Source organism: Oscillibacter sp., from assembly GCF_028693505.1.
In the GTDB taxonomy this organism is placed as follows: domain Bacteria; phylum Bacillota; class Clostridia; order Oscillospirales; family Oscillospiraceae; genus Oscillibacter.
On record NZ_JAQUVF010000008.1, the window covers coordinates 1 to 23,881 of the forward strand.

39 protein-coding genes are annotated in these 23,881 nt (G+C 55.8%); 1 reads left to right on the forward strand and 38 read right to left on the reverse strand.

The window, feature by feature from the left end; translation table 11 throughout:
* Positions 1-70 precede the first annotated feature (70 nt).
* The 3 genes from PHI30_RS03575 to lexA all read right to left on the reverse strand — a co-directional run bounded on the left by PHI30_RS03575 (position 71) and on the right by lexA (position 4,001).
* A complete protein-coding gene (locus PHI30_RS03575; RefSeq protein ID WP_300024001.1) occupies positions 71-1,549 on the reverse strand; it encodes a sugar ABC transporter ATP-binding protein in 1,479 nt (492 codons plus the stop codon).
* Positions 1,550-1,660: 111 nt separating this feature from the next.
* Positions 1,661-2,791: a substrate-binding domain-containing protein gene (locus PHI30_RS03580; protein ID WP_300024004.1), complete on the reverse strand. Its 1,131-nt coding sequence runs from the start codon at positions 2,789-2,791 to the stop codon at positions 1,661-1,663.
* Positions 2,792-3,410: 619 nt separating this feature from the next.
* Positions 3,411-4,001 carry a transcriptional repressor LexA gene (gene lexA, locus PHI30_RS03585; protein ID WP_300024007.1) on the reverse strand — a complete coding sequence of 197 codons (591 nt, stop codon included), beginning with the start codon at positions 3,999-4,001 and terminating at the stop codon, positions 3,411-3,413.
* Positions 4,002-4,321: 320 nt separating this feature from the next.
* Here lexA and secG point away from each other — a divergent pair, with 320 nt between their 5' ends.
* The gene (gene secG, locus PHI30_RS03590; RefSeq protein WP_300024010.1) at positions 4,322-4,561 is read left to right on the forward strand and encodes a preprotein translocase subunit SecG; all 240 of its coding nucleotides are present in this window, start codon (positions 4,322-4,324) and stop codon (positions 4,559-4,561) included.
* A gap of 42 nt (positions 4,562-4,603) precedes the next feature.
* Here the strand turns inward: secG and PHI30_RS03595 are convergent, their stop codons facing one another.
* The 35 genes from PHI30_RS03595 to proS form a co-directional block, all read right to left on the reverse strand.
* Positions 4,604-5,317: a polysaccharide deacetylase family protein gene (locus tag PHI30_RS03595; RefSeq protein ID WP_300024013.1), complete on the reverse strand. Its 714-nt coding sequence runs from the start codon at positions 5,315-5,317 to the stop codon at positions 4,604-4,606.
* A 131-nt stretch (positions 5,318-5,448) separates the two neighbouring features.
* On the reverse strand, positions 5,449-5,817 hold the full coding sequence (locus tag PHI30_RS03600; protein WP_300024015.1) for a hypothetical protein: 369 nt from the start codon (positions 5,815-5,817) through the stop codon (positions 5,449-5,451).
* Between the two features lie 114 nt (positions 5,818-5,931).
* Positions 5,932-6,276, reverse strand: a complete 345-nt coding sequence (gene rplQ / locus PHI30_RS03605) for a 50S ribosomal protein L17 (RefSeq protein WP_300024018.1) — start codon at positions 6,274-6,276, stop codon at positions 5,932-5,934.
* Between the two features lie 58 nt (positions 6,277-6,334).
* A complete protein-coding gene (locus tag PHI30_RS03610; RefSeq protein ID WP_300024021.1) occupies positions 6,335-7,285 on the reverse strand; it encodes a DNA-directed RNA polymerase subunit alpha in 951 nt (316 codons plus the stop codon).
* Between the two features lie 84 nt (positions 7,286-7,369).
* Complete coding sequence (gene rpsD, locus PHI30_RS03615; RefSeq protein WP_300024024.1) at positions 7,370-7,972, reverse strand: 30S ribosomal protein S4; 603 nt, start codon at positions 7,970-7,972, stop codon at positions 7,370-7,372.
* A 24-nt stretch (positions 7,973-7,996) separates the two neighbouring features.
* Positions 7,997-8,404 (reverse strand): 30S ribosomal protein S11, encoded by a 408-nt coding sequence (gene rpsK / locus PHI30_RS03620; RefSeq protein ID WP_300024027.1) that lies wholly within the window; start codon positions 8,402-8,404, stop codon positions 7,997-7,999.
* A 15-nt stretch (positions 8,405-8,419) separates the two neighbouring features.
* Positions 8,420-8,785, reverse strand: coding sequence for a 30S ribosomal protein S13 (gene rpsM, locus PHI30_RS03625; protein WP_300024030.1), 366 nt, complete (start codon positions 8,783-8,785; stop codon positions 8,420-8,422).
* Between the two features lie 26 nt (positions 8,786-8,811).
* Positions 8,812-8,925, reverse strand: a complete 114-nt coding sequence (gene rpmJ, locus PHI30_RS03630) for a 50S ribosomal protein L36 (RefSeq protein WP_014116882.1) — start codon at positions 8,923-8,925, stop codon at positions 8,812-8,814.
* A gap of 54 nt (positions 8,926-8,979) precedes the next feature.
* A complete protein-coding gene (gene infA, locus PHI30_RS03635) occupies positions 8,980-9,198 on the reverse strand; it encodes a translation initiation factor IF-1 (protein WP_300024033.1) in 219 nt (72 codons plus the stop codon).
* Between the two features lie 3 nt (positions 9,199-9,201).
* Positions 9,202-9,486: a KOW domain-containing RNA-binding protein gene (locus PHI30_RS03640; RefSeq protein WP_300024035.1), complete on the reverse strand. Its 285-nt coding sequence runs from the start codon at positions 9,484-9,486 to the stop codon at positions 9,202-9,204.
* Positions 9,487-9,502: 16 nt separating this feature from the next.
* Entirely contained in the window at positions 9,503-10,255 is a 753-nt protein-coding gene (gene map / locus PHI30_RS03645) for a type I methionyl aminopeptidase (protein ID WP_300024037.1), read from the reverse strand.
* 4 nt (positions 10,256-10,259) lie between these two features.
* Complete coding sequence (locus PHI30_RS03650) at positions 10,260-10,892, reverse strand: adenylate kinase (protein WP_300024039.1); 633 nt, start codon at positions 10,890-10,892, stop codon at positions 10,260-10,262.
* Positions 10,893-10,907: 15 nt separating this feature from the next.
* The gene (gene secY / locus PHI30_RS03655; RefSeq protein WP_300024041.1) at positions 10,908-12,284 is read right to left on the reverse strand and encodes a preprotein translocase subunit SecY; all 1,377 of its coding nucleotides are present in this window, start codon (positions 12,282-12,284) and stop codon (positions 10,908-10,910) included.
* A gap of 1 nt (position 12,285) precedes the next feature.
* Positions 12,286-12,726 carry a 50S ribosomal protein L15 gene (gene rplO, locus PHI30_RS03660; protein ID WP_300024043.1) on the reverse strand — a complete coding sequence of 147 codons (441 nt, stop codon included), beginning with the start codon at positions 12,724-12,726 and terminating at the stop codon, positions 12,286-12,288.
* 14 nt (positions 12,727-12,740) lie between these two features.
* Positions 12,741-12,923: a 50S ribosomal protein L30 gene (gene rpmD, locus PHI30_RS03665; protein WP_300024046.1), complete on the reverse strand. Its 183-nt coding sequence runs from the start codon at positions 12,921-12,923 to the stop codon at positions 12,741-12,743.
* Positions 12,924-12,936: 13 nt separating this feature from the next.
* Positions 12,937-13,437 (reverse strand): 30S ribosomal protein S5, encoded by a 501-nt coding sequence (rpsE, locus tag PHI30_RS03670; protein WP_300024049.1) that lies wholly within the window; start codon positions 13,435-13,437, stop codon positions 12,937-12,939.
* A 17-nt stretch (positions 13,438-13,454) separates the two neighbouring features.
* Positions 13,455-13,814, reverse strand: a complete 360-nt coding sequence (rplR, locus tag PHI30_RS03675; RefSeq protein WP_300024052.1) for a 50S ribosomal protein L18 — start codon at positions 13,812-13,814, stop codon at positions 13,455-13,457.
* Between the two features lie 14 nt (positions 13,815-13,828).
* Positions 13,829-14,374 (reverse strand): 50S ribosomal protein L6, encoded by a 546-nt coding sequence (gene rplF, locus PHI30_RS03680; protein WP_300024055.1) that lies wholly within the window; start codon positions 14,372-14,374, stop codon positions 13,829-13,831.
* A 16-nt stretch (positions 14,375-14,390) separates the two neighbouring features.
* Entirely contained in the window at positions 14,391-14,789 is a 399-nt protein-coding gene (gene rpsH / locus PHI30_RS03685) for a 30S ribosomal protein S8 (protein ID WP_300024058.1), read from the reverse strand.
* Positions 14,790-14,963: 174 nt separating this feature from the next.
* Entirely contained in the window at positions 14,964-15,149 is a 186-nt protein-coding gene (locus tag PHI30_RS03690; protein ID WP_091127912.1) for a type Z 30S ribosomal protein S14, read from the reverse strand.
* A 13-nt stretch (positions 15,150-15,162) separates the two neighbouring features.
* The gene (rplE, locus tag PHI30_RS03695; RefSeq protein ID WP_300024061.1) at positions 15,163-15,702 is read right to left on the reverse strand and encodes a 50S ribosomal protein L5; all 540 of its coding nucleotides are present in this window, start codon (positions 15,700-15,702) and stop codon (positions 15,163-15,165) included.
* A gap of 17 nt (positions 15,703-15,719) precedes the next feature.
* A complete protein-coding gene (rplX, locus tag PHI30_RS03700; protein WP_300024063.1) occupies positions 15,720-16,031 on the reverse strand; it encodes a 50S ribosomal protein L24 in 312 nt (103 codons plus the stop codon).
* Positions 16,032-16,044: 13 nt separating this feature from the next.
* Positions 16,045-16,413, reverse strand: a complete 369-nt coding sequence (rplN, locus tag PHI30_RS03705; protein ID WP_300024066.1) for a 50S ribosomal protein L14 — start codon at positions 16,411-16,413, stop codon at positions 16,045-16,047.
* 14 nt (positions 16,414-16,427) lie between these two features.
* On the reverse strand, positions 16,428-16,694 hold the full coding sequence (gene rpsQ, locus PHI30_RS03710) for a 30S ribosomal protein S17 (protein WP_300024068.1): 267 nt from the start codon (positions 16,692-16,694) through the stop codon (positions 16,428-16,430).
* Positions 16,695-16,711: 17 nt separating this feature from the next.
* Positions 16,712-16,915 (reverse strand): 50S ribosomal protein L29, encoded by a 204-nt coding sequence (gene rpmC, locus PHI30_RS03715; RefSeq protein ID WP_300024070.1) that lies wholly within the window; start codon positions 16,913-16,915, stop codon positions 16,712-16,714.
* A gap of 1 nt (position 16,916) precedes the next feature.
* Positions 16,917-17,339: a 50S ribosomal protein L16 gene (gene rplP, locus PHI30_RS03720; RefSeq protein ID WP_300024072.1), complete on the reverse strand. Its 423-nt coding sequence runs from the start codon at positions 17,337-17,339 to the stop codon at positions 16,917-16,919.
* Entirely contained in the window at positions 17,339-18,271 is a 933-nt protein-coding gene (rpsC, locus tag PHI30_RS03725; RefSeq protein WP_300024074.1) for a 30S ribosomal protein S3, read from the reverse strand. Before rpsC ends, rplP begins: the two co-directional genes overlap by 1 nt.
* 18 nt (positions 18,272-18,289) lie before the next feature.
* Positions 18,290-18,634: a 50S ribosomal protein L22 gene (rplV, locus tag PHI30_RS03730; RefSeq protein WP_300024078.1), complete on the reverse strand. Its 345-nt coding sequence runs from the start codon at positions 18,632-18,634 to the stop codon at positions 18,290-18,292.
* 18 nt (positions 18,635-18,652) lie between these two features.
* Positions 18,653-18,916 (reverse strand): 30S ribosomal protein S19, encoded by a 264-nt coding sequence (rpsS, locus tag PHI30_RS03735; RefSeq protein ID WP_300024081.1) that lies wholly within the window; start codon positions 18,914-18,916, stop codon positions 18,653-18,655.
* 14 nt (positions 18,917-18,930) lie between these two features.
* Positions 18,931-19,764: a 50S ribosomal protein L2 gene (rplB, locus tag PHI30_RS03740; protein WP_300024083.1), complete on the reverse strand. Its 834-nt coding sequence runs from the start codon at positions 19,762-19,764 to the stop codon at positions 18,931-18,933.
* A gap of 23 nt (positions 19,765-19,787) precedes the next feature.
* Positions 19,788-20,084, reverse strand: coding sequence for a 50S ribosomal protein L23 (gene rplW, locus PHI30_RS03745; RefSeq protein ID WP_300024085.1), 297 nt, complete (start codon positions 20,082-20,084; stop codon positions 19,788-19,790).
* Entirely contained in the window at positions 20,084-20,707 is a 624-nt protein-coding gene (gene rplD, locus PHI30_RS03750) for a 50S ribosomal protein L4 (protein WP_300024088.1), read from the reverse strand. Before rplD ends, rplW begins: the two co-directional genes overlap by 1 nt.
* 18 nt (positions 20,708-20,725) lie before the next feature.
* On the reverse strand, positions 20,726-21,442 hold the full coding sequence (rplC, locus tag PHI30_RS03755) for a 50S ribosomal protein L3 (RefSeq protein ID WP_300024091.1): 717 nt from the start codon (positions 21,440-21,442) through the stop codon (positions 20,726-20,728).
* Positions 21,443-21,590: 148 nt separating this feature from the next.
* Positions 21,591-21,905 (reverse strand): 30S ribosomal protein S10, encoded by a 315-nt coding sequence (rpsJ, locus tag PHI30_RS03760; protein ID WP_091127932.1) that lies wholly within the window; start codon positions 21,903-21,905, stop codon positions 21,591-21,593.
* Positions 21,906-22,435: 530 nt separating this feature from the next.
* The gene (proS, locus tag PHI30_RS03765; protein ID WP_300024096.1) at positions 22,436-23,875 is read right to left on the reverse strand and encodes a proline--tRNA ligase; all 1,440 of its coding nucleotides are present in this window, start codon (positions 23,873-23,875) and stop codon (positions 22,436-22,438) included.
* Positions 23,876-23,881: the final 6 nt, after the last annotated feature.

The following is a 23,881-nucleotide window of genomic DNA, read 5'->3' on the forward strand; positions in this document are numbered from 1 at the left end:
CAGTTGAAGAAATGACCGAGCAAGAATAATTAATTTGCCAATCTGGGTTGTTTGGTCTTTTCTTCTGAGCTCAGTTTGGCGATTTCAGTTGAGCCCGTATTGGCTGTTTCAACTGAACTCTAACACCGATGATGCTACCGCCGCCCATCACAACGACGCGGTCGCACTGCTCCATTTCCAGATCTTCCGTGCTGTGCCAGATGACGGTCTTGCCCTGACTGCGCGCCTCGTCCAGCAGATGATAGATCTCCTGCTTGGTCTCCAGATCCACGCCGCATGTGGAATCGTTGAGGATGATGATGCCGGCGTCGGCGCAAATGCCACGGGCAATCAGCGCTTTTTGCTGGTTTCCGCCCGACAGACTGGTGATGTCATCGTCGATACCGGCAGCGCGAAATTTCAGCTTATCATACCAGAATTGTGCCAAGGTCCGCATTTTTTGCTTCAGCAGAACACCTCGTTTGCTTACCTGCTCATAGCTGGATACCAAGGTGTTATCCGCAATATTCCAGAACGGAAAGACGCCCTCTGTGTTTCTGTCTCCGCTGACAAAGGATGCCCGTGTTGACATGGTGACAGTTTTCTGAAATTTTTTGCGCTGGGCTTCAAAGATGGCCAGCAGCAGCTCCTTTTGACCGGAACCGGCCAGACCCGAGATGCCGACGATTTCTCCCTGCCGAACGTCCAGATTGATGTCATGCAGCGCGGTGGTTTCAAGATGGCTGATCTGCAGCACCACCGGCGTATCCGGTCTCTCCTGCGCCTTTGCCTTCTGCCCGGCGGCCTTGCCGCCCATGATCTCAATGAGCTGCTGGGGCGTGATCTCATCCATGTCGGCGCTGAGGATGTTTGCTCCGGCCTTCATCACCGTGATGCGGTCGCAAATGCGGTCAATCTCATCCAGCTTATGGGAAATGTAAATAATGGCGACGCCCTGCTTGCAAAGGCTTCTCATGGAGGCGTGCAGCTGCTCGATGCGGTCACTGGTCAGAGAGGACGTTGGTTCGTCCAGAATCAGCAGCTTCAATCCGTCGGCAGACGCCGCCTTGGATATCTCGACCATCTGCCGCTGTGCCAGCTTCAGCGAGCTGACCGGCATCTTCAGGTCAATCCCACTGTCCGGAAAAATTTCATCGATCTTCTCCTGTGCAAACGACAGCGCATGCTTCCGCCAGCCGCGACTTCCAACAGGAGAGTGATCCATATGACTGATGGCAAAGTTTTCGTATGTATTGAGGTTTGTGCACAAGGACAGTTCCTGATACGCACAGGCAATGCCACGTTTTTTTGCCTCAGTGGCATTGTATTGCTTTGCATTGACTTCCTTTGCTTCGTTGGTAATGCTCCCGGAGGTCGGTGAATACACGCCGGTAATCACCTTCATCAGGGTAGATTTCCCCGCACCGTTGGAACCGATCAAGCCAACAATCTCGCCCGGACAGACGGTAAAGTTCATCTCATTGAGCGCAACCGTGTGGCCGAACACCTTTGTGACATTTTTTAGCTCCAGCAACGGAGTGGTTTCTTTCCCAATTTTTGTCGTGTTCATTGATTACCTGCCCCATCGTAAAAAGTTTGCCCTGTGAAACAGTCCGTCGGGATGGCTGTGGACAGTTCCGTCTACAAAGAACTGTCCACAGCGCACGGCCGAACCGTTAAATTACTTCTGCGTATAAAGGGTGTTTTTTACCCAGTCGTAAGTATACAGCTCACCGGCAATATCGTCGGCTTCCATATTGAGATACGTATCAATATTGGCTTCCATATCGTCATGGGTAATGATATAGCCGTCAACAGACATGCTCATGGGGACCTCGATGCCGCGGGCCACGTCAATGGCAACAAAGATGGAAGCGGCTGCGATGGCGGGGCTGGTCGTCCAGGACATGGTCTCATAGCCGCTGTCCTTGTATGCCTGTGCCCACCAGCTCATGAAGTTGCCGCGGTTACCGCCGATGATCAGAGGGATGTCGCGGTTGGCAGCCTGGAACGCCATGACTGCGCCGTAGCCGTCGCCGCCCTCGCCCAGCACTGCGTCAACCTGATCCAAGCTGGGCAGAACAGAGGAAATTTCCTTCTGGGCAATGGAACCGGTCCACTGTCCGTAAACCTCTGCAACGATATGGATGTCCGGATACTTGTCCAAAACCTCGCGCATACCGGCGTAGAAGTTCGTGTCGGACTCCACGCCCGCAATGCCGCGGGAAATCAGCACGTTGCCCTTACCGCCCAGACGATCCACGATATACTGCGCGGCAGGCATGATGGCGCCCTTATAATCGAAGTTGATCTGATAGCACTTGTCCGTGGTGACAGGGCCATCGTTGACGATGACGCAGGGCACGCCGGCATCCCACGCCTCTTCAATGGCGCTGTTGAGCGCCGTGGTGGAGCCCGGATCAACGATGATGACGTCAACGCCCTTCAGTACCAGACTTTGAATTTGAGAGGCCTGCGTTGCGTTATCGGAGTTCGACTCGGTGACAATGTAATCCTTTAAAACGCCCATTTCTTTCAGCTGATCCGCCAGATTGAAGAACAGTTCCTCTTCCTTCTGACGATAGCTGTTGCCGTTGTAAGAGTTGCTGAAGCCCAGAACCAGTCCGTCGGCGTTGGTGTCAAAGCCGGCCAGCAGTTCGGAAGTGGCCTCATCCGCGGGTTTTGTGGCTTCCGGAGTCGCGGCGGGAGCAGAGGGAGGGGGCGCTTCAGGCGTATCCGCGCCTTTGCTGCCACAGGCAGCCAAGCTAAGAGACATGGTCAGCGCAAGAATAAATGCTGCAACTTTTTTCATGATAAACCTCCTCAAATATTTTTATTTAGAAGGTGTGTGAACAAATGAAGTCCACCACTAAATAAATAAGTTCATGCGCACCGCCCGGAAACGGTATCCGCGATGCAGCGGGGCAGTCCAACCTCATGTGCGTCCCTATAAATATTGAACACGAGTAGCATTTTTTCGAAAAATATCGAAAACGCTATGATAATTATATATAAAATTGGCAAATTAAAGAAACGTATCCTGACAATATTCATAATAAAGACTTTCTATATCTAATTTTATTATACATACACGTGTTGATTTCAAATTCAATAGTCGATGTTAATAGCTTTTTTTATTTTCTAAAGCATATTGTATAAAGCTTCTTCGGAAATACTTCGTCTCAACTGTTACAAATGACATATAAACTTACAAATAATGGTTATTTAGGGTTTCGTAAGCAAAAGCACATTGTGCCGTCACATCTGCAAGTAACGCCCAAAAAGCCTTAAAAACGCCGGGTTCACGGTTTTTTCTGTTACAATTTGAGTATTGCCCCACTGAAGATCGGAGACGATGCGTCCGATTTTGAAGGTTGCATGGTAGCAAAAAAGGACCGCGGATAAAACCGCGCTCCTTTTTTGATGTCGATTCAATATCGCCGCACCACAGCGGCCACCTTGCCCAAAATCTGCGCATAGGTCCCATCAATGGGGGAATAGGCTTCATTTTCCGGCAGCAGCCAAATGTGGCCGTTCCGGTTGGAAAAGCGCTTGACCGTGGCTTCCCCTTCCATCATCGCAACCACGATTTCGCCGGTGTTCGCCGCAGCCTGGCGGCGCACCACCACAAGATCTCCCGGCAGAATGCCCGCATTCAGCATGGATTCTCCGCGAACCCGCAAGGCAAAGTACTCTCCGCTGCGTCCACCGGTATCAAAGGTGAGGTAGTCCTCAATGCACTCCTCCGCCAAAATAGGGCTGCCCGCAGCCACGTTGCCCACGATGGGCACCCGATCCTCCGAAAGCGGGGGATGTGTGAGTGCAATGGCGCGCCCCTTCCCGGCTCCCTTTTCAATGACGCCGGCTTCTTCCAGATGCTTGAGATGAAAATGGACCGTAGAGGGTGATTTTAGTCCCACCGCTTCCCCGATCTCACGCACGGAGGGCGGATATCCCTGGTCACGAATGCAGGATGCAATATATGTGTAGATCTTCTGCTGCATGGCAGACAATTCAGCCATAGTATCCCTCCTGTGTCCCCGCAGCCATGCGTATACGTTTGTTTTATGATTGCCGCTTTGCGGCCGTAGATTTAAGCGCCGACCCACAGCGTGGGCTGATGCGCGTATAATAGCCGCTTTGCGGCTATTATAGCACACTTTTCTTCGAGATGCAAACATTTGTTCCAGATTTGAAGGTAAAATTTTGTTGTACTTTCTAAAAATTCATGTTCTTTTTTTTGAAAAATCCCTTGAAAGAATGCGCAAACTATGGTAACATTAAGTTCTGTAAATAAAGATTCATGTTTCATACATGGGTAAATTTTTGGAGGTTTTCCGATATGAGCGCTTTGAAATTGGTTATTACGATTCTGCAACTACTTTGCGGTCTCGCCATTATTTTGGCTGTTTTGTTCCAGTCCGGTAAAAGTGCCGGTCTCTCCGGCGCCATTGGCGGTGTTGCAGATTCTTTCCTGTCCAGAAACAAGGCCAAGACCATGGATGCAAAATTAGCGCGGGCCACCAAGTGGATCGGGGCTGTTTTCATGATTTTAACTGTTATTCTGCTGATTCTGGGGTAATGCTTTTTCTAAAAAAAAGAGACGCTTTACGCGTCTCTTTTTTTATGCTCCTGCCCCGGTGCGATACAGCACACCTGCCTCCGGTGTAATGCCGTTGAGCCGCAGCATCTCTTCAACTGTCACAAACCAGTATCCCTTGGCCTGCAGCGCATCCACAATCTGCAAGGCTGCATTCACAGAGGTGGGATAAATATCGTGCAGCAAAATAATGCTGTTGGGTTTCGCGTCTTTCAGCACCGCCTGCACCACTTTTTGCGTGTTGCGGCTTTCCCAATCTCTGGGGTCTACGGACCACTTGACCATCGGAACCTGAATTTTTTTCTCCAGTCCGGCGCCAATCAGGCCATATGGCGGCCGCAGCCAGTAGGTTCCCTCCCCCAGAAGTTCTTTCAGCAGAGCATCCGTCTGCATTATTTCCTGCAACGCCACAGTCGGCGTGGCCTTCTCCAGCTGAACGTGGCTCCAGGTGTGATTCCCCACCTGATGTCCCTCCGCGATCATCCGTTTGATGAGCGCGGGATTCTTTTCAGCCTCCTCTCCCACCACAAAAAAAGTAGCGCTGGCGCCCCGCTCACGCAGACCATCCAGCAGTCGACCTGTTGTGCTTTCTCTGGGGCCGTCATCAAAGGTCAGTGCAATCAGCCGCTCCGGCTCCGGCATTTCCACTTCCCCATTGACTGCCAGCCCAGCTCCCCGGCTGGGTACAAGCAAACAAATCAGCAAAATCAGCAAAATCAGCAGTCGTCGCATTTGCATGTTGCTCCATTCCCTCCGCATATTCTCAACGCTATTTTGCGCAAACGGGGAAGAAATACAACTGTGAAAAAATGTTGATTTTTGTGTACAATAAAAGCAGGCTTCGGAGATTCCGAAACCTGCTTTTTGCTTTAAAAGAACAGAAACAAGAGGTTTCCAAAGACATTGAGGAGAATGATCGCTCCCACGATCCACACAATCACGCCAAGCGGCGAGCTTTTCTCCGTCTTTTCCTTCTCCCATTTCCCAGACGTACTGGCCGCCTGCCGGGCCGCCCTTTTCATGGATGCAACGCTCTCGTGCATCCGCTCCCGATTCTCTTCATGAAATTCCGCATGAAGGAAGGAGTTCTGATGGCCGGCCTCGTTCAGTCCCTCTATTCGGACAGGCGACGTACCGCTTTCCCGACGCGGCTGGTTAAATGCCCCGCAATAGGGACAAAAGCCGTCTTCGTCATAGTCATAGTTCTTTCGGCACTCGCCGCATTGCACCTTGCGCACAGAACCACCTCCGTTTTTCTTATCATATCACATTGAGAATCATTTGAAAAGAAAAATCAAAAAGTCCCTTGTCACAGGAATCCTGTGACAAGGGGCTTTTTTAATCATCGCTTCTTACTTCACCAGTTCGATGATGGCCGTCTCAGCGGCATCACCGCGGCGAATGCCGGTGCGAACAATGCGGGTGTAACCGCCATTGCGCTCGGTATAGGTAGGAGCAATCTCCTTGAACAGCTTCTTGCAGACGTCCTCGCGGGTAATGAAGCTCATGGCCTGCCGATAAGCAGCCAGATCGCTCTTCTTACCGAGAGTAATCATCTTCTCAGCCAGGGGCTTGATTTCCTTGGCACGGGTGACGGTGGTCTCCATCTTACCGTTATCCAGGAAATCCGTAACCTGCTGACGCAGCATTGCCATGCGCTGGTCAGTGGTCTTGCCAAGTTTCCGAGTTCCGGGCATTTCGGTTTCCTCCTTATCAGGATTTTGGTCAGCCGGGGAAGATTCCGCCGGCATAGAATCAGTTGTTTTCTTCGTCAGCCAGATGCAAACCCATCATAGCCAGCTTATTGATGACCTCTTCAAGGGACTTGCGGCCCAGGTTGCGGACCTTCATCATCTCATCCTCCGTCTTGGAAATCAAATCCTCGACGGTGTTGATGTTGGCGCGCTTGAGGCAGTTGAAGCTGCGAACAGAAAGGTCCAGTTCCTCGATTGTCATCTCCAGAACTTTATCCCGCTGCGCTTCCGCCTTCTCCACCACCGTGGGCTTATTGCCCACATTCTCAGAAAGGTCGGTGAAAAGCGTAAAATGATCGCACAGAATCTTCGCTCCGAGAGATACCGCATCGCGCGCAGAAATCGTACCGTCCGTCCAGACCTCCAGCGTCAGCTTGTCGAAGTCGCTGGATGCGCCGACACGGGTAGGCTCCACCGTATAGTTCACCTTATAAACAGGCGTATAAATGGAGTCCACGGCAATCATGCCGATGATATTCTGCTGCGGCTTGTTGCGATCCGCAGGCACATAACCGCGGCCGTGGGACAGAGTGATCTCCATGTTGAGCGTAGCCCCGTTGTCCAGCGTCGCAATGTGCATTTCCGGGTTCAGAACCTCTACTTCACCGTCGGCCTTGATATCGCCGGCAGTGACTTCGCAGGGACCAACCGCTTCAATATAAACAGTTTTCACCGTTTCACAGTGCAGCTTGGTCAGCAGACCCTTCACATTCAGAACGATCTCCGTGACGTCCTCTTTCACACCGGGGATGGTGGAAAACTCATGCTGGACACCGGCGATCTTGATCGTGGTCGGAGCGGTACCGGGCAGAGAGGAAAGCATAATGCGGCGGAGCGCGTTGCCCAGAGTGGTGCCATATCCGCGCTCCAGCGGCTCCACCACGTATTTACCGTAGGTGACGTCACCCGGGGTCTCGATACACTCAATCTGGGGCTTCTCAATTTCGATCATGCAGTTACCCTCCTTCATCTTCTTCTTGCGGCAATGCAAAGCATGCCGCCGGCAGTTCCTATCATTATTGAGGGTATCCTCCGATTACTTGGAGTACAACTCAACGATCAGGTGCTCCTCAACGGGGACGTCAATGTCCTCGCGAGCAGGAAGGCGGGTCACGGTTCCCTTCAGGGTGTTCTTCTCATGCTCCATCCAAGCGGGGAGCAGGAACATGGGGGCATCCTGACCGACCAAGCGCTTGAACACCTCAGAGGACCGGCTGGACTCTGCCACCTCGATGACGTCGCCTGCCTTGACCAAATAGGAGGGGATGTCGACCTTCTGGCCGTTCACGGTGAAGTGCCCGTGGTTCACCAGCTGGCGAGCCTGACGGCGGGTCATCGCGAAGCCCATGCGGTACACCACATTGTCCAAACGGCGCTCCACGGTAATCAGCAGGTTATCGCCGGTCTTACCGGGGGCGGTAGCAGCAGCTTCATAATAATCACGGAACTGCTTTTCCAAGACGCCGTAAATAAACTTGACCTTCTGCTTTTCGGTCAGCTGAATGCCATATTCGCTCTTTTTCTTTCTCATTTGGCCGCCGGGATTGCGATTGGTTTCCTTCTTCGCATAACCCATCACGGCAGGAGAAATGCCCAAAGCCTTGCAGCGCTTGGCAATCGGCTGCATATTCTTTGCCATATTGCTTGTTACCTCCTCTTTCGATTACACGCGACGACGCTTCGGGGGACGGCAGCCGTTGTGAGGGATGGGAGTGACGTCCTTGATCATCGTCACTTCCAGACCCACCGCCTGCAGAGCGCGGATCGCAGCCTCACGGCCCTGGCCGGGGCCCTTCACGAATACTTCGACCGTCTTCAGGCCATGCTCCATGGCCGCCTTAGCAGCCGTCTCGGCAGCCGTCTGGGCTGCGAAGGGAGTGGACTTCTTACTGCCGCGGAAACCGAGGCCGCCGGAGGAGGCCCAAGAAAGGGCGTTACCCTGGCTGTCGGTAACCGTAACCATTGTGTTGTTGAAAGAAGAACGAATATGGACCTGGCCACGCTCGATATTCTTCTTTTCACGGCGGCGCCGAATGACTTTCTTACCGCCGGTAGCTTTCGCTGTTGCCATGTTGGTTCTCCTTCCTTACTTCTTCTTGTTGGCAATGGTCTTCTTGGGACCCTTGCGCGTTCTTGCGTTGGTCTTGCTGCGCTGACCGCGGACAGGCAGGCCCTTACGGTGCCGAATGCCGCGGTAGCAGCCGATTTCACCCAGGCGCTTGATGTCCAGGGCGGTCTGGCGGCGCAGGTCGCCCTCGACGGTATAAGCGTCGATGGCGTCACGGAGCTGCTGCTCCTCGGCGTCGGTCAGATCCTTCACGCGGGTGTCGGGGCTGATGCCCGTCTGTGCCAAGATATCCTTGGCGCTCTTTCTGCCAATGCCGTAGATATAGGTGAGGCCGATTTCGATACGCTTATCCTTCGGCAGGTCAATACCGGCAATACGTGCCATACTTTTAAAGCACCTCCAATTAAATGTTAGCCCTGTCTCTGCTTATGCTTGGGGTTCTCGCAAATGACCATGACACGGCCTTTGCGGCGAATGACCTTACACTTTTCGCACATGGGCTTCACGGACGGTCTTACTTTCATAGTTCTTAACCATTCCTTTCAGCTGTTTCAAGTCATTGACTTCGCCCGGCGCGGTTACTTGCTGCGCCAGGTGATCCGGCCGCGGGTCAGGTCATACGGGGACATCTCCACCGTAACCTTATCGCCGGGCAGAATCCTGATGAAATTCATTCTGAGTTTCCCGGAAATATGCGCTAGGATCGTGTGTCCATTTCCAATGTCAACCTGGAACGTCGTATTGGGCAGGGCTTCTACCACAATACCTTCCACTTCGATCATGTCGGATTTTGCCAAACGTTATCCCTCCTGGTCCGGTTGGACCTCTTCGCGGTAAACCGCAAGGGTCCTGCGAAGCTCACTATTGCTTACTTTTTCTTCGCTTTTAATCTTCTCGGAAAGTCGGGTCTCATCCGCAGCCACAAACAGCACATGTCTGCGCTTTTTGCGCTTGGGTGATTCCACTTTCCTGCATTTTCCGTCCGCCAGCAAAAGGTATTCTCCTTCTACTGCAAGGACAACAAAGAGTTTTCCTCTGTCCCTGCCGGCGTCGGATCGAACAATATCTGATTTTGCAATTTCCATACGTTTCTTCTTACTGTCAAATGGCGGGAGCCGTCAGAATTTCGGGTTCCCCATCGGTAATCAGGATCGTATTCTCATAGTGGGCCGCCCACTTTCCATCCAGCGTCTTGACGGTCCAGCCGTCGCTCAGCTGCTGAATGGCCGCGCTGCCGGCATTCACCATGGGTTCGATTGCAAGCGTCATCCCGCGCAGAAGCCGCGGTCCCCGGCCGGGATTGCCGTAGTTGGGGATCTCCGGTGCCTCATGCATTGTCGTTCCTACGCCGTGACCGACGTATTCCCGGACGATGGAGTAACCGTGGCTTTCCACATACGCCTGGATGGCTGCGGAAATATCCAACAGCCGGTGTCCTTCCCTTGCGTTCTTGATCCCCTGGAAAAAGCTCTCTCTGGTCACATCGATCAGATCCTGCGCTTCCGGTGAGATTTTGCCGCAGGGAAACGTTGCCGCGCAGTCGCCATGGAACCCTCCAATGTACGCGCCCACATCCACGCTGACGATATCGCCCTCAGCCAAAACCCGTCTCCCGGGAATGCCGTGGATGATTTCGTCGTTGACGCTGATACAGGCGCTGGCGGGATAGCCGTTGTAGTGGAGGAACGATGGGACCGCGCCCTGTTTGCGGATAAAATGCTCTACTGCGCTGTCGATCTCCTGGGTTGTTACGCCGGGTCTTACCATTTCCCCTGCCAAAGCACGGGCAGCCGCGGTAATTTTTCCGGCACGGCGCATCAGTTCGATCTCCGCGGGTGATTTGAGTGTAATCATGCACTCATCTCCCAAGCGCGTGGAGGATTGCCTGTGAAGTTCCCTCAACTGTGGGTTGGTTCTCCACAGACTTCAGGAGACCGCGCTGTGCGTAAAACGCCTTCAGCGGTTCCGTCTCCTTATGATAGACCTCAAGACGCGCTTTCACGGTCTCGGGTTCATCATCATGACGCTGGATCAGTTTGCCGCCGCACTTGTCGCACACGCCGCTTGCCTTGGGGGGCACAGCCACCAGATGGTAGCTGGCGCCGCAACGCTCGCAGACGCGCCGACCGCTCATGCGCTCCATGACAGTCTCGTCGGAGATCTCGATGGAGAGCACATCGTCAAAGGTGATTCCGGCCTTCTCCATAGCCTCAGCCTGGGCGATTGTGCGGGGAACCCCGTCCAGAATGTAGCCGTTTGCGCAATCTTCTTCCGCCACCCGCTCGGTGATGATGCCGATGATGACTTCGTCGGGCACCAGCTTGCCTGCGTCCATGAAGGACTTTGCCTTCTTGCCGATCGGCGTGCCGTTTTGAATTGCGGCGCGAAGAATATTGCCTGTGGAGATGGTGGGAATATCCAGCTCTTTACACAGGATTTCAGCCTGTGTGCCTTTTCCGGCGCCGGGTGCGCCCAGTAGGATCAGTTTCATAACTGCCCTTCTCTCTTATTCCAGGAAGCCCTTATACTGACGCATCAGCATCTGGGATTCCAATGCCTTAACAGTTTCCAGTGCAACACCCACCACGATGATGACGGAGGTACCGCCAATTCCGATGGTAGCGTTGCCCACGATCTTGCCCGCCAGAAGAGGGCAGATCGCCACAATACCCAGATAGATCGCACCGAAGAGCGTGATCTTGTTGAGGACCTTCTTAATGAAATCCACAGTGGGCTTGCCGGGACGGAAGCCCGGAATGAACCCGCCCTGCTTTTTCAGGTTGTTGGCGATCTCAACGGGGTTGAACTGAATCGTGGAATAGAAGTAGCTAAAGCCGATGATCATGATAAAGTACACCACCATGTAGACAAGGGACTTTGTATCAATCGCATCGTAAATAGAGCGGGAAACCGTTCCCTCTGCGGGGATTCCGATGAAGCTCCACACCGTGATCGGCAGGGAAGCAATGCTCTGGGCGAAAATGATCGGCAAAACGCCGGACATATTCACCTTCATGGGCAGGTTCGTGCTCTGGCCGCCATACATCTTCCGGCCCACCTGACGCTTGGCATACTGGACCGGAATCCGGCGCTCGGCGTCGTTGATGAACACGATAAAGACGATCAGGGCCAGAATGCCCACCACAATCAGTGCAACCGCCCACGGTGCAAGTGCAGAATCCAGCACGCGCTGCGCGCTGTCCGCCGGATATCCGGCCTGGGTCAGGGTCTCCAGCGTAAGAGCTCCGCTATTGACGGAGGACCAGGTCTTAACGCCGTCCCACATGCCGCTGACCATGGAAGGCACACGAGAGAGGATGCCGGCAAACAGGACAATGGAAATGCCGTTGCCCACACCAAACTCCGTGACCTGCTCGCCCATCCACATCACAAAGGAGGAACCGGCGATCAGCGAAACAATAATGACCAGTGCGGGCCAGATGCCATCGGCACCCTCCGCCAGCAGATTGTAGCGCTTGATCATCATGTAATAACCGAACGCCTGCAAAATAGCAATGGCAACCGTGGTATAGCGGGTGATGGACTGGATCTTCTTCCGGCCCTCTTCGCCGCCGTCCTTCGCAAGCCGCTCCAGCGCGGGAATGGCAACGGTCAGCAGTTGAATGATAATGGAGCTGTTGATATAGGGCTGGATGCTCAGCGCAAATACGGTAGCCATTGCGAAAGCGCCGCCGCTGATCGCATTGAGAAGGCCAAAGTACGTGGTGCCCATGGTATCCAGCTGGTATTTCAGCGCCTCGACGTTGATATACGGGACTGTGATGGCGTTGCCGATCCGGAAGATCAGCAGGATGAGAAGTGTAAAGATGATCTTTTTCCGCAGTTCGGGGACTCCCCAAGCTTTGCGAATCGTCTGGATCACGTTACATCACCTCTGCCTTCCCGCCAACTGCCTCGATAGCCTCCTTGGCAGAAGCGGAGAAAGCAGAAGCCTTTACGGTAACCTTCTTGGACACCTTACCATTGCCAAGCACCTTATAGCCATACTCACACTTGGAGAGAATTCCCTTGGCCATCAGTGCCTCAGCGGTAACAGTCTCGCCGTCCTCAAATGCATTGAGGGCGCTCAGGTTGACGATCTCCAGAGGCTTTGCGAAAATATTGTTGAAGCCGCGCTTGGGGATGCGGCGTGCCAGAGGCATCTGGCCGCCTTCAAAGCCAATGCGGACCTTGCCGCCGCTGCGGGCCTTCTGGCCCTTATGACCGCGGCCGCCGGTCTTGCCGTTGCCGGAGCCTGCGCCGCGGCCTTTCCGATAGGTCTCGCGGACAGAGCCCTCGGCGGGAGACAGTTCGCTCAGTTTCATTCTTTCGTGCCTCCTTACTTCACTTCAGTGACCTGCAGCAAGTAGCCGATCTTGGCGATCTTGCCGCGGGTCTGATCGTTATCGGGCTGCACGGTGATGTCACCGATCTTGCGCAGGCCCAGGGAATTTGCAGTGGCAACCTGCTTATCCAGGCGGCCATTCAGGCTCTTTACGAGCTTAATATTTAAGTTTGCCATGTTCAGCGCCTCCTTAACCCACAATCTCTTCGACGCTCTTGCCGCGAATACGGGCAACCTCCTGAGGGCCACGCATGGATTTCAGGCCCTCAAAAGCAGCGGCGACGACATTGTTGGGGTTGTTGGAACGCAGGCACTTGGTACGAATATCCTTAATGCCTGCGGCCTCGACGACGGCGCGGACTGCGCCGCCGGCAATGACACCAGTACCGGGAGCAGCGGGCTTCATCAGCACGCGGCCGGCGCCAGCGGCGCCGATGGTCTCGTGGGGAACGGTGCTGCCGGACAGTGTCACGGTGATCATATTCTTCTTAGCAGCCTCAATTCCCTTGCGGATTGCCTCGGGAACCTCAGCAGCCTTGCCCAGGCCGTAACCGACCTTACCCTTGCCGTCGCCAACGACGACCAGGGCGGAGAATTTCATGACGCGGCCGCCCTTCACCGTCTTGGAAACGCGGTTCAGGTATACGACCTTTTCAATATACTCGCTCTGTTCTCTTTCAAATCTAGGCATTTATCGTTCCTCCTTCCTTAGAATTTCAGGCCGCCTTCGCGGGCGCCCTCAGCCAGAGCCTGCACGCGGCCGTGATACAGGTAACCGCCGCGGTCAAAGACCACGTTCTCGATACCCTTGGCCTTCGCGCGCTCGGCCACCAGCTTGCCAACGGCAGCAGCAGCGGCAGCATTGCCGCCGTAACCTTCGATGGCCTTATCCAGAGAAGAAGCGGCAACCAGCGTCACGCCGTTCACATCGTCGATGATCTGGGCGTAGATATTGGCTTCGCTGCGGAACACATTCAGACGCGGCATCTCAGGGGTGCCGGAGATCTTGGCACGCACTCTCTTATGACGCTTCAAACGCTGTGCGTTGGTATTCGGTCTCTTAATCATTCTGGCACACCTCCTTACTTCTTAGCGCCGGTCTTACCGACCTTGCGCCGGATGACTTCGTCCACATACTTGATGCCCTTGCCCTTATAAGGCTCGGGAGGACGCTTCTCGCGGACCTCGGCAGCAAACTGGCCGACAGCCTGCTTGTCACATCCGTTGATGATGATTTTATTGGGAGCGGGGACATCAATGGTGATGCCCTCGATCTCGGAAACGATCACCTGATGAGAGAAACCCAGGTTCATAACCAGGTTCTTTCCATCCTTGGCCACACGGTAACCAACACCGTTGACATCCAGCTCCTTCTTAAAGCCCTCGGTCACACCGACGACCATGTTGTGGAGCAGAGTGCGGGTCAGACCATGCAGAGAGCGATGCAGCTTGTCATCGGAAGGACGCTCCACGGTGATCGTGTTGCCTTCCTGCTTAATGATCATCTCGGGGCGCAGCGCACGCTGCAGCTCGCCCTTGGGTCCCTTGACGGTAACCACATTACCATCGGCGATAGAAACATTGACGCCGGCGGGAACGGTAATGGGCATTCTGCCAATTCTAGACATTGTTCAAATACCCTCCTTACCAGACGAATGCCAGGACTTCACCGCCGATATGAGCCTCGCGGGCCTTCTTCTCGGTCATGACGCCTCTGGACGTAGAGATGATTGCAATACCCAGGCCACGCAGCACGCGGGGCAGCTCATCGGCGCCCACATAGACGCGCAGGCCGGGCTTGCTGACACGGCGCAGGCCAGTGATGACCTTTTCCTTGCCAGCGTTGTACTTCAGAGTGATGTGGATGATGCCCTGCAGGCCGTCTTCCACGATCTGAAAGTTTTTGATGTAGCCCTCATCCAGCAGAATCTGAGCAATGCTCTTTTTCATGTTGGAAGCGGGGACATCGACGGTATCGTGCTTGGCGCTGTTTGCGTTGCGGATGCGGGTGAGCATATCCGCAACTGGATCAGTGATATGCATGGTAAATCCTCCTATTTTTTAGAGTTGCGGCTGTTTGCCGCTCCGGCAGCGAGGTATCATGGCTAATGGAGCAGTCCGCTCGCGCGTGGTGCCCAATTAGTCATGACCTTTCGCCGTCCGTATATCGCCAAGACCCCATATCAAAGGTCTTTGGTTACAAAGGTTGGCTCTTTCTTAGAAAGAGGCCTTGCGCACGCCGGGGATCTCGCCCTTGTATGCCAGCTCACGGAAGCAGATACGGCACACGCCGTAGTCCCGGAGATATGCATGAGGACGGCCGCAGAGCTTGCAGCGGTTGTACTTCCGGGAAGAGAACTTCGCGGGAGCCTGCTGCTTCAGGATCATAGACTTCTTCGCCATTTTCTCTTCCTCCTTATTTCGCGAAGGGAGCGCCGACCTGCTCCAGCAGGGCACGGGCCTCTTCATCGGTGTGGGCGGTGGTGCAGATGACCACATCCATGCCGCGGATCTTGTCGATCTTGTCGTACTCAATCTCGGGGAAGATCAGCTGCTCTTTGATGCCCAGGGCATAGTTGCCGCGGCCGTCAAAGGAGTTGGGGTTGATGCCCTGGAAGTCACGCACACGGGGCAGAGCCACGTTGAACAGACGGTCCAGGAACTCCCACATCTTGGCGCCCCGCAGAGTGACCTTGGCGCCAATGGGCATTTCCTCGCGCAGCTTGAAGTTGGCGATGGACTTGCGGGCCTTGGTGATGATGGGCTTCTGGCCGGTAATCTGGCCCAGGTCGCCCACCACGTTTTCCAAAACCTTGGCGTTCTCACGCGCCTCGCCGCAGCCCACGTTGATGACGACCTTGTCGATCTTGGGCAGCTGCATGACGCTCTTATAGCCGAACTGCTTCATCAGAGCGGGAGCGATTTCGGCGGTATACTTTTCTTTCAGTGTAGTCATGTCGTTACGCTCCTTTCTTACAGTTCAGCACCGCAGTGCTTGCACACGCGGGTCTTTTTATCGCCCTCAATTTTGTGGGCGATGCGGGTAGCCTTCTTGCACTTGGGGCAGAGAACCTGCACCTTGCAGGTGGCGATGGCAGCCTCGCGCTTGACGATGCCGCCCTCTTCGCCCTGCTTGCGGGGCTTGACGTGGCAGGTCACCATATTGATGCCCTCCACAACGACCTTCAGGGAACCGGGAACGGTGCCCAGAACCTTGCCCTGCTTACCCTTGTCCTTACCGGACAGGACGACAACGGTATCGCCCTTCTTGATATTCATAGCCATTTCGTTGCCCTCCTCAAATCACTTCGGGGGCGAGGGACAGGATCTTCATGTAATCCTTGTCACGCAGCTCACGAGCCACAGGCCCAAAGATGCGGGTACCTCTGGGGTTTTTGTCGTCCTTGATCAGGACGGCGGCATTGTCATCAAAGCGGACATAGGTGCCGTCGGTACGACGGACGCCCTTTGCGCTGCGAACGATGACAGCCTTTACAACCTCGCCCTTCTTCACGGTACCACCGGGAGTGGACTTGCGCACAGAGGCTACAATCACATCGCCGATGTTGCCGAATTTGCGCTTGGAACCGCCCAAGACGCGGATGCACTTGATCTCTTTGGCGCCGGTATTATCGGCAACCTTCAGATAGCTTTCCTGCTGAATCATAACTCGGCACCTCCTTACTTCGCTTTTTCAATGATCTCGACCACGCGCCACCGCTTGTCCTTGGACAGGGGGCGAGTCTCCATCACCTTGACCTTGTCGCCGATCCCGCAGGCGTTCTGCTCGTCATGAGCCTTCAGCTTGTAGGTACGGCCAACGATCTTCTTGTACAGAGGATGGGCCACGCGGTCTTCAATGGCGACGACCACGGTCTTATCCATCTTGTCGGAAACAACCTTACCGACCCGGGTCTTACGGGAGGCAGTTCTCATTTCTTCGTTCATCTTCGCTTACCTCCTTCTCACTGCTTGTCGGAAGCCGCGGAGAGCTCCGCCAGCACGGTCTTGACTCGGGCAATATCGTGCTTGGTCTCCCGGATCTTCACAGGATTATCCAGCTGATTGGTGGCATGCTGCATGCGCAGATAGAACAGGTCCTTCTTCAGGCCTGTCAGCTTCTCATTCAGCTGCTCAGGGGTCATCTTACGGATTTCACTTGCCTTCATCTTACTCACCTGCTTCCTCGGTGCGGGCGACGATCTTCGTCTTGATGGGCAGCTTGTGGCTGGCCAGACGCAGCGCCTCGCGGGCAACATCTTCGGGTACGCCGGCGATCTCAAACATGACACGGCCGGGCTTCACGACGGCGACCCAGAACTCGGGGGAACCCTTGCCGGAACCCATGCGGGTTTCAGCGGGCTTCTTGGTCACGGGCTTGTCGGGAAAAATCTTGATCCAGACCTGACCACCACGCTTGGTGTAACGGGTCATGGCAATACGAGCAGCCTCGATCTGATTGCTGGTGATCCAGGCGGGCTCAGTGGCCTGCAGGCCATACTCACCATAGGACAGGGTGTTGCCGCGCATGGCTTTTCCCGTCATACGGCCGCGGTGTACGCGGCGATACTTGACTCTCTTCGGCAGAAGCATTACTGGGCTCCTCCTTCCTTAGCGGGGGCTGCGGGGGCAGCCGGACGGCTGAAATTGTTGGTGCGGTTGAAACCGCCCTGACCACCGGGGCCGCGGTTAAAGCCGCCCTGGCCGCCGGTCTGGCCACCGCGGTTGAAACCGCCCTGACCACCGGGACCACCAGGACCGCGGTTGAAGCCGCCGCCCTGTCCACCGCGGTTGAAGCCGCCGGGACGACGGTCGCCATCGCGGCGGGGACGACGGTCACGACGCTCCTGATAGGGCTTCGTGGTATCCATCGTGCGGGGGGTGGTGCGCAGGGTCTGAGAGAGAACCTCGCCCTTGTAGATCCACACCTTCACGCCGATGCGGCCAAAGGTGGTGGCAGCCTCCGCGAAGCCGTACTCAATGTCGGCGCGGATGGTCTGCAGGGGGATGGTGCCCTCGTGGTAGTTCTCAACACCGGCGATCTCGCGTCCGCCCAAACGGCCGGAGCAGCAGGTCTTGATGCCCTTGGAGCCGGCGCGCATGGCGCGGGCCATGGCGTTCTTCATCGCGCGGCGATGGCTGATACGCTTTTCCAGCTGCTGGGCAATGTTCTCAGCAACCAGCTGGGCGTTCATATCGGGGTTCTTGACCTCGACGATGTTCAGCTTTACCTTCTTGCCGATCAGCTTTTCCACGGCAACGCGGTACTGCTCGACCTGCTCGCCGCCCTTGCCGATGACCACACCGGGACGGGCGCAATGCAGGAAGATGGTGACCACGTCGCTGCTGCGCTCGATCTCAATCTTGGGAACGCCGGCGCCGTACAGGGCCTTCTTTAAAAACTTGCGGATCTTCTGATCCTCGACGATCAGATCGCCGACCTTCTCATCACTGGCATACCAACGGGAATCCCAGTCTTTGATGACACCCACACGCAGACCGTGGGGATTCACTTTCTGTCCCATAAACTGTTTTCCTCCTTCTTATGCCTTTTCCGTCACAGCCAGGGTGACGTGAGAAGTGCGCTTATTGATACGGTAGGAACGGCCCTGTGCCCGGGGCATCATCCGCTTGAGGATGGGGCCGGGTGTGGCGAATACTTCGGACACCACCAGCTTGGTGGGGTCCATGCCGAAGTTGTTCTCGGCGTTGGCGCAAGCGGACTTCAGGAGCTTCATCAGAGGCTCGGAGGCCGCTTTGGGAGTCTGCATCAGGATCGCCATGGCAGAGCCGGCGTCCTTACCGCGGATCAGATCACAGACGATCTGGATCTTCCGGGGAGCGATGCGGACATAGCGCAGATACGCTTTTGCTTCTTTCTTTTCCATGTTCTGCATCCTCCTTACTTAGTTATCTTTCCGATGGCTGCGGAAGGTCCGAGTGGGTGCAAACTCACCCAGCTTGTGACCGACCATGTCCTCCTGGACATAAACAGGCACATGCTTCCGGCCATCGTGGACGGCGATGGTGTGACCAACGAAGGCGGGGAAGATCGTGGAGCTGCGGCTCCAGGTCTTCAGGACCTTCTTCTCATTCTTTTCGTTCATAGCCTCGACCCGCTTCAGAAGCGCAGGGGCAACATACGGGCCTTTTTTGATGGATCTGCTCATAGTTCTTGCCTCCCTTACTTCTCGTTACGACGCTTGACGATGAATTTGCTGGTGGGGTTCTTGCCCTTGCGGGTCTTATAGCCCATAGCAGGCTTACCCCAAGGAGTGACAGGGCCGGGACGGCCGACGGGCGCGCGGCCCTCGCCGCCGCCGTGGGGGTGGTCATTGGGGTTCATGACGCTGCCGCGAACGGTGGGACGCCAACCCATGTGACGCTTACGGCCGGCCTTGCCGATATTGATGTTCTCGTGCTCGATGTTGCCAACCTGACCGATGGTGGCCATGCAGTTGGTGCGCACGATGCGAACTTCGCCGGAGGGCATACGGATCTGGGCATCGTTGCCTTCCTTGGCCATCAGCTGCGCAGCGGTACCGGCAGAGCGGACCAGCTGAGCGCCGTTGCCGGGATGCAGCTCGATGTTGTGGATCACGGTACCGACCGGGATGTTGGCCAGAGGCAGTGCGTTGCCGGGCAGAATGTCGGCTCCCGCGCCGGTCATGATCTTATGACCGGGCTTCATGCCCACAGGCGCCAGGATGTAGCGCTTCTCGCCGTCCTCATACTCGATCAGCGCAATGTTGGCGCTGCGGTTGGGATCGTACTCCAGGCGCAGTACGGAGGCAACACCCTCCTTGTCGCGCTTGAAGTCGATAACGCGGTACTTCCGCTTGTTGCCGCCGCCGCGATGGCGGACGGTGATGCGGCCGTAACTGTTGCGGCCGGAGCTCTTTTTCAGAGTCTCAACCAAGCTGGACTCCGGCTTGGCCTTCTTGTCAATGCCGTCGAATCCGGAGACTGTCATCTGACGTCTGGAGGGAGTCGTCGGCTTAAAGGTTTTGATAGACATATCGCTTTACTCTCCTTCCGTTATCAGACCATACCTTCGAAGAATTCGATGGTCTTGGAATCCGCGCTCAGCTGCACGTAGGCCTTCTTCCAGGCCTTGGTCATACCGGGGCGGCCGGCGCCCATGCGCTTTTCTTTGCCGGGCACCGTCAGGGTGTTGACGGAGGCGACCTTCACGCCGAAGATCTCTTCAACAGCCTTTTTGATCTCAATCTTGCCAGCGTCCTTGGAAACCTCGAACACGTACTTCTTGTCGGCAGCGCCGGACATCGCGCGCTCGGTGATGATGGGACGGATGATGATGTCGTATGCGGTAGCCATTACGCGTACACCTCCTCGATTTTAGCGAGGGCGCTCTGATCCACCACCAGATACCGTGCGTTCAGGATGTCATAGACATTCAGCTGCACAGCGGGGGTAGTCAGCACGCCGGGGATATTCCGGGCGCTCTTGACAACAGACTCGTCAACGGCGGGCGTCACAACGACAGCCTTGCCGTCCACGTTCACAGCGTTCAGGAACTTGCGGAATGCAGCGGTCTTGATGGCGTCCATCTTGATGGAGTCGATCACGACCAGCTTGCCCTCGGCAGCCTTGGCGGACAAGACAGATTTCAGCGCCAGGCGCTTGATCTTCTTATTCAGCACATAGCTGTAATCCCGGGGCTTGGGAGCGAACACAATGCCGCCGTGGGTCCACTGCGGAGCACGGGTGCTGCCCTGACGGGCGTGGCCGGTACCCTTCTGACGCCAGGGCTTTCTGCCGCCGCCGGAAACTTCGGCGCGGGTGAGGGCGCTCTGGGTGCCCTGTCTGCAGTTGGCGAGGTGATTCTTGACCACCTCGTGGACGACGGTCTCGTTGGGCTCGATACCAAAGATGGCGTCGCTCAGTTCCACAGTACCGACTTCTGCGCCGGCCATGTTGAAAACTTTCATGGAAGACATTACTTAAGCACCCCTTTCTTACTTGTTTCTGGCGGAAGCCTTCTGCGGGTTGCGTCCGGAAGCCTTCTGCGGGTTCTTGCTGATGTCCGCGCCGGCCTGCTTGGCCTTGTGGACCTTGACCGTGGACTTAATCGTCACAAGTCCGCCCTTGGGGCCGGGAACGGCGCCGCAGACGACCAGCATATTCAGCTCGGGATCAACCTTTACAATGGACAGGTTCTGGACAGTGACCTGGTCAACGCCCATGTGGCCGGCGCCGATCTTCCCCTTGAAAATCTTGGAGGGATCGGTGGAAGAGCCCATGGAACCGGCATGACGGTGAACGGGGCCGCCGCCGTGGCTGGTGGGGGTCCGATGTGCGCCCCAGCGCTTGATAACGCCGGCGTAGCCGTGACCCTTGCTGATGCCGGTGACATCAACGAAATCGCCGGTTTTAAAGGTGTCGGCCTTGATGACGTCGCCGATATTCAGCTCAGCGCTTTCCAGATTGAACTCGCGCAGATGCTTCTTGGGGCTGACGCCGGCCTTATTCAGGTGGCCCATCTCGGGTTTGCTGAGCTTGCGCTCGGGCAGATCCTCATAGCCCAGCTGAACGGATTCGTAGCCTTCCTTTTCGGAAGTCTTTTTCTGAACGACTGTGCAGGGGCCCGCCTCGATCACGGTGACGGGGATCACATGGCCGTTCTCGTCAAAAATCTGGGACATGCCCACTTTTTTGCCGATGATTGCTTTCATGTATATTCCTCCTTAAAGGTTATTGGTCGGCTTAGATACAGACGGTTGGGTCCCGCCGCATTGCTCTGCCGACATGACCCGTCCGCCCCGCAAGGTGGCGGACATGGTAGCAAACAGATAATAATAAGGTGTCGCGAGAGACCCTGCCTTACAGCTTGATCTCGATTTCCACACCGGCGGGCAGCTCCAAAGCCATCAGAGCCTCCACCGTCTTGGGGGTGGACTTGGTGATATCGATCAGTCTCTTGTGGGTGCGGCGCTCGAACTGCTCACGGCTGTCCTTGTACTTATGCACGGCCCGCAGGATGGTGACGATCTCTTTTTTGGTGGGCAGAGGAATGGGGCCGGAGACCTCAGCGCCGGTGCGCTTTGCCGTCTCGACGATCTTCTCTGCGCTCTGGTCGATGACCTGATGGTCATAGGCCTTCAGACGAATGCGAATCATTTCTTTTTGTGCTGCCATTTGGTTTTTCCTCCTGATTTCGTACGTAGTTTTCTCGCGGTCTCGACTCCGTACGGCGAGAGAAGTTTTCTATACGCTTAACCGTGCGTATCATTCCTACTCATGAAAAAAGTACCGGCGCTGGGTATTCTGGCCGGTACACTGATCATGGCGTGGCGATCTACGCAACGTACAGATCTTTCTCAGCCGCCCGATTATCGGACATACTCCCCGGAAGTTACCTCTTACGAGCAATCTCCCGGTTCATCGCAGCGTCGCGGGGCAAGGTTGTTCCTTCCCGCGCGGACTCAACTATAATAAAAGAAAAACATCCCGCTGTCAAGAGGATTTTCTCTGTTTTTCATGAAAATTTGAATATTTTTTTGGCATCTCGCGCTTTCGGCAAAAATGCGCCCATTTTCGACGCCCGCGCTACCTTTATTATAGGAAACGCTGCATCCAATCATGGCTTCCCCGAGGCGAGGAAAAGGCGAGAGACGGTGGTCTCTCGCCTTTTCCAATCGTATCCGCCCAACGGGGCGGCTTTTTCATCAATACGCGACGCCCCAGTAAATATCCGTGGCACACTTCTTGCCGCACACCGGGCACACGCCCTCGGTGCCGGACTGGCTGAGCGGCATACACCGGGAGCTCACGCCTGCCTGTTCCTTCATGGCCAGCTCGCAGGCAAGATCGCCGCACCACTTGGACCGCAGCAGACCGCCCTTGCCCTCCGTGATGGCCTTGGCCTCTTCCAGCGTCTTGATATCGAAGGTGTTCTCCTCCCGATTCTGGAGCGCCATGGCGTACAGATTCTCGTGGACCGCGTCCAGCAGCTTCCGCACGCTCTCCTCCAGCTCCGTCAGCGAAACGAACATCTTCTCGCCAGTGTCCCGGCGGGCGATCACGCACTGCCCCTTCTCGATATCCTTGGGGCCGATCTCCACCCGCAGCGGCACGCCCTTCATCTCATACTCGGCAAACTTCCAGCCGGGAGAGTTGTCGGAATCGTCCATCTTCGCCCGGAAGCCAGCAGCGTTCAGCCGGTCCCGCAGCGCCGCCGCGGCTTCCAGCACGCCGGGCTTGTGCTGCGCCACAGGAATGACCACCGCCTGCACCGGCGCCACGCGGGGCGGCAGCACCAGACCGTTATCATCGCCGTGGGTCATGATGATGCCGCCGATCATGCGGGTGGACACGCCCCAGCTGGTCTGGTGGGGCGCATGGGGCTGGTTGTCCTTCCCGGCAAAGGAAATGCCGAAGGCCTTGGCAAATCCGTCCCCGAAATAATGGCTGGTACCGGCCTGAAGGGCCTTATGGTCGTGCATCATGCACTCCACGGTATAGGTCTCCACCGCGCCCTTGAACTTTTCCTTTTCCGTCTTGCGGCCCCGGATCACCGGCATGGCCAGCACGTTTTCCATGAAGTCGGCGTAGACGTTCAGCATGCGCATGGTCTCTTCCCGGGCGTCCTCCTCGGTGGCGTGCATGGTATGGCCCTCCTGCCACAAAAATTCCCGGTGGCGCAGGAAGGGGCGGCTGCTCTTTTCCCAGCGCAGGACGGAGCACCACTGGTTATACAGCTTGGGCAGGTCCCGCCAGGAGTGGATGATGTTGGCGTAATGCTCGCAAAACAGCGTCTCAGAGGTGGGACGGATGCACAGCCGGTCCTCCAGCTTCTCGTTACCGCCCATGGTGACCCAGGCGCACTCGGGCGCAAAGCCCTCCACGTGGTCCTTCTCCTTTTGCAAAAGGGACTCCGGAATCAGCACGGGAAGGTAGACGTTCTCATGGCCCGTCTCCTTAAACCGCCGGTCCAGCGTATGCTGGATGTTCTCCCAGATGGCATAGCCGTAGGGACGGTAAATAAACATGCCCTTGACAGAGGTGTAGTCGATCAGCTCCGCTTTCTTGCAGACGTCGGTGTACCACTGCGCAAAATCCGTGTCCCGGGCGGTAATGGCGTCCACTTGTCTTTTATCCTGTGCCATAGTTTC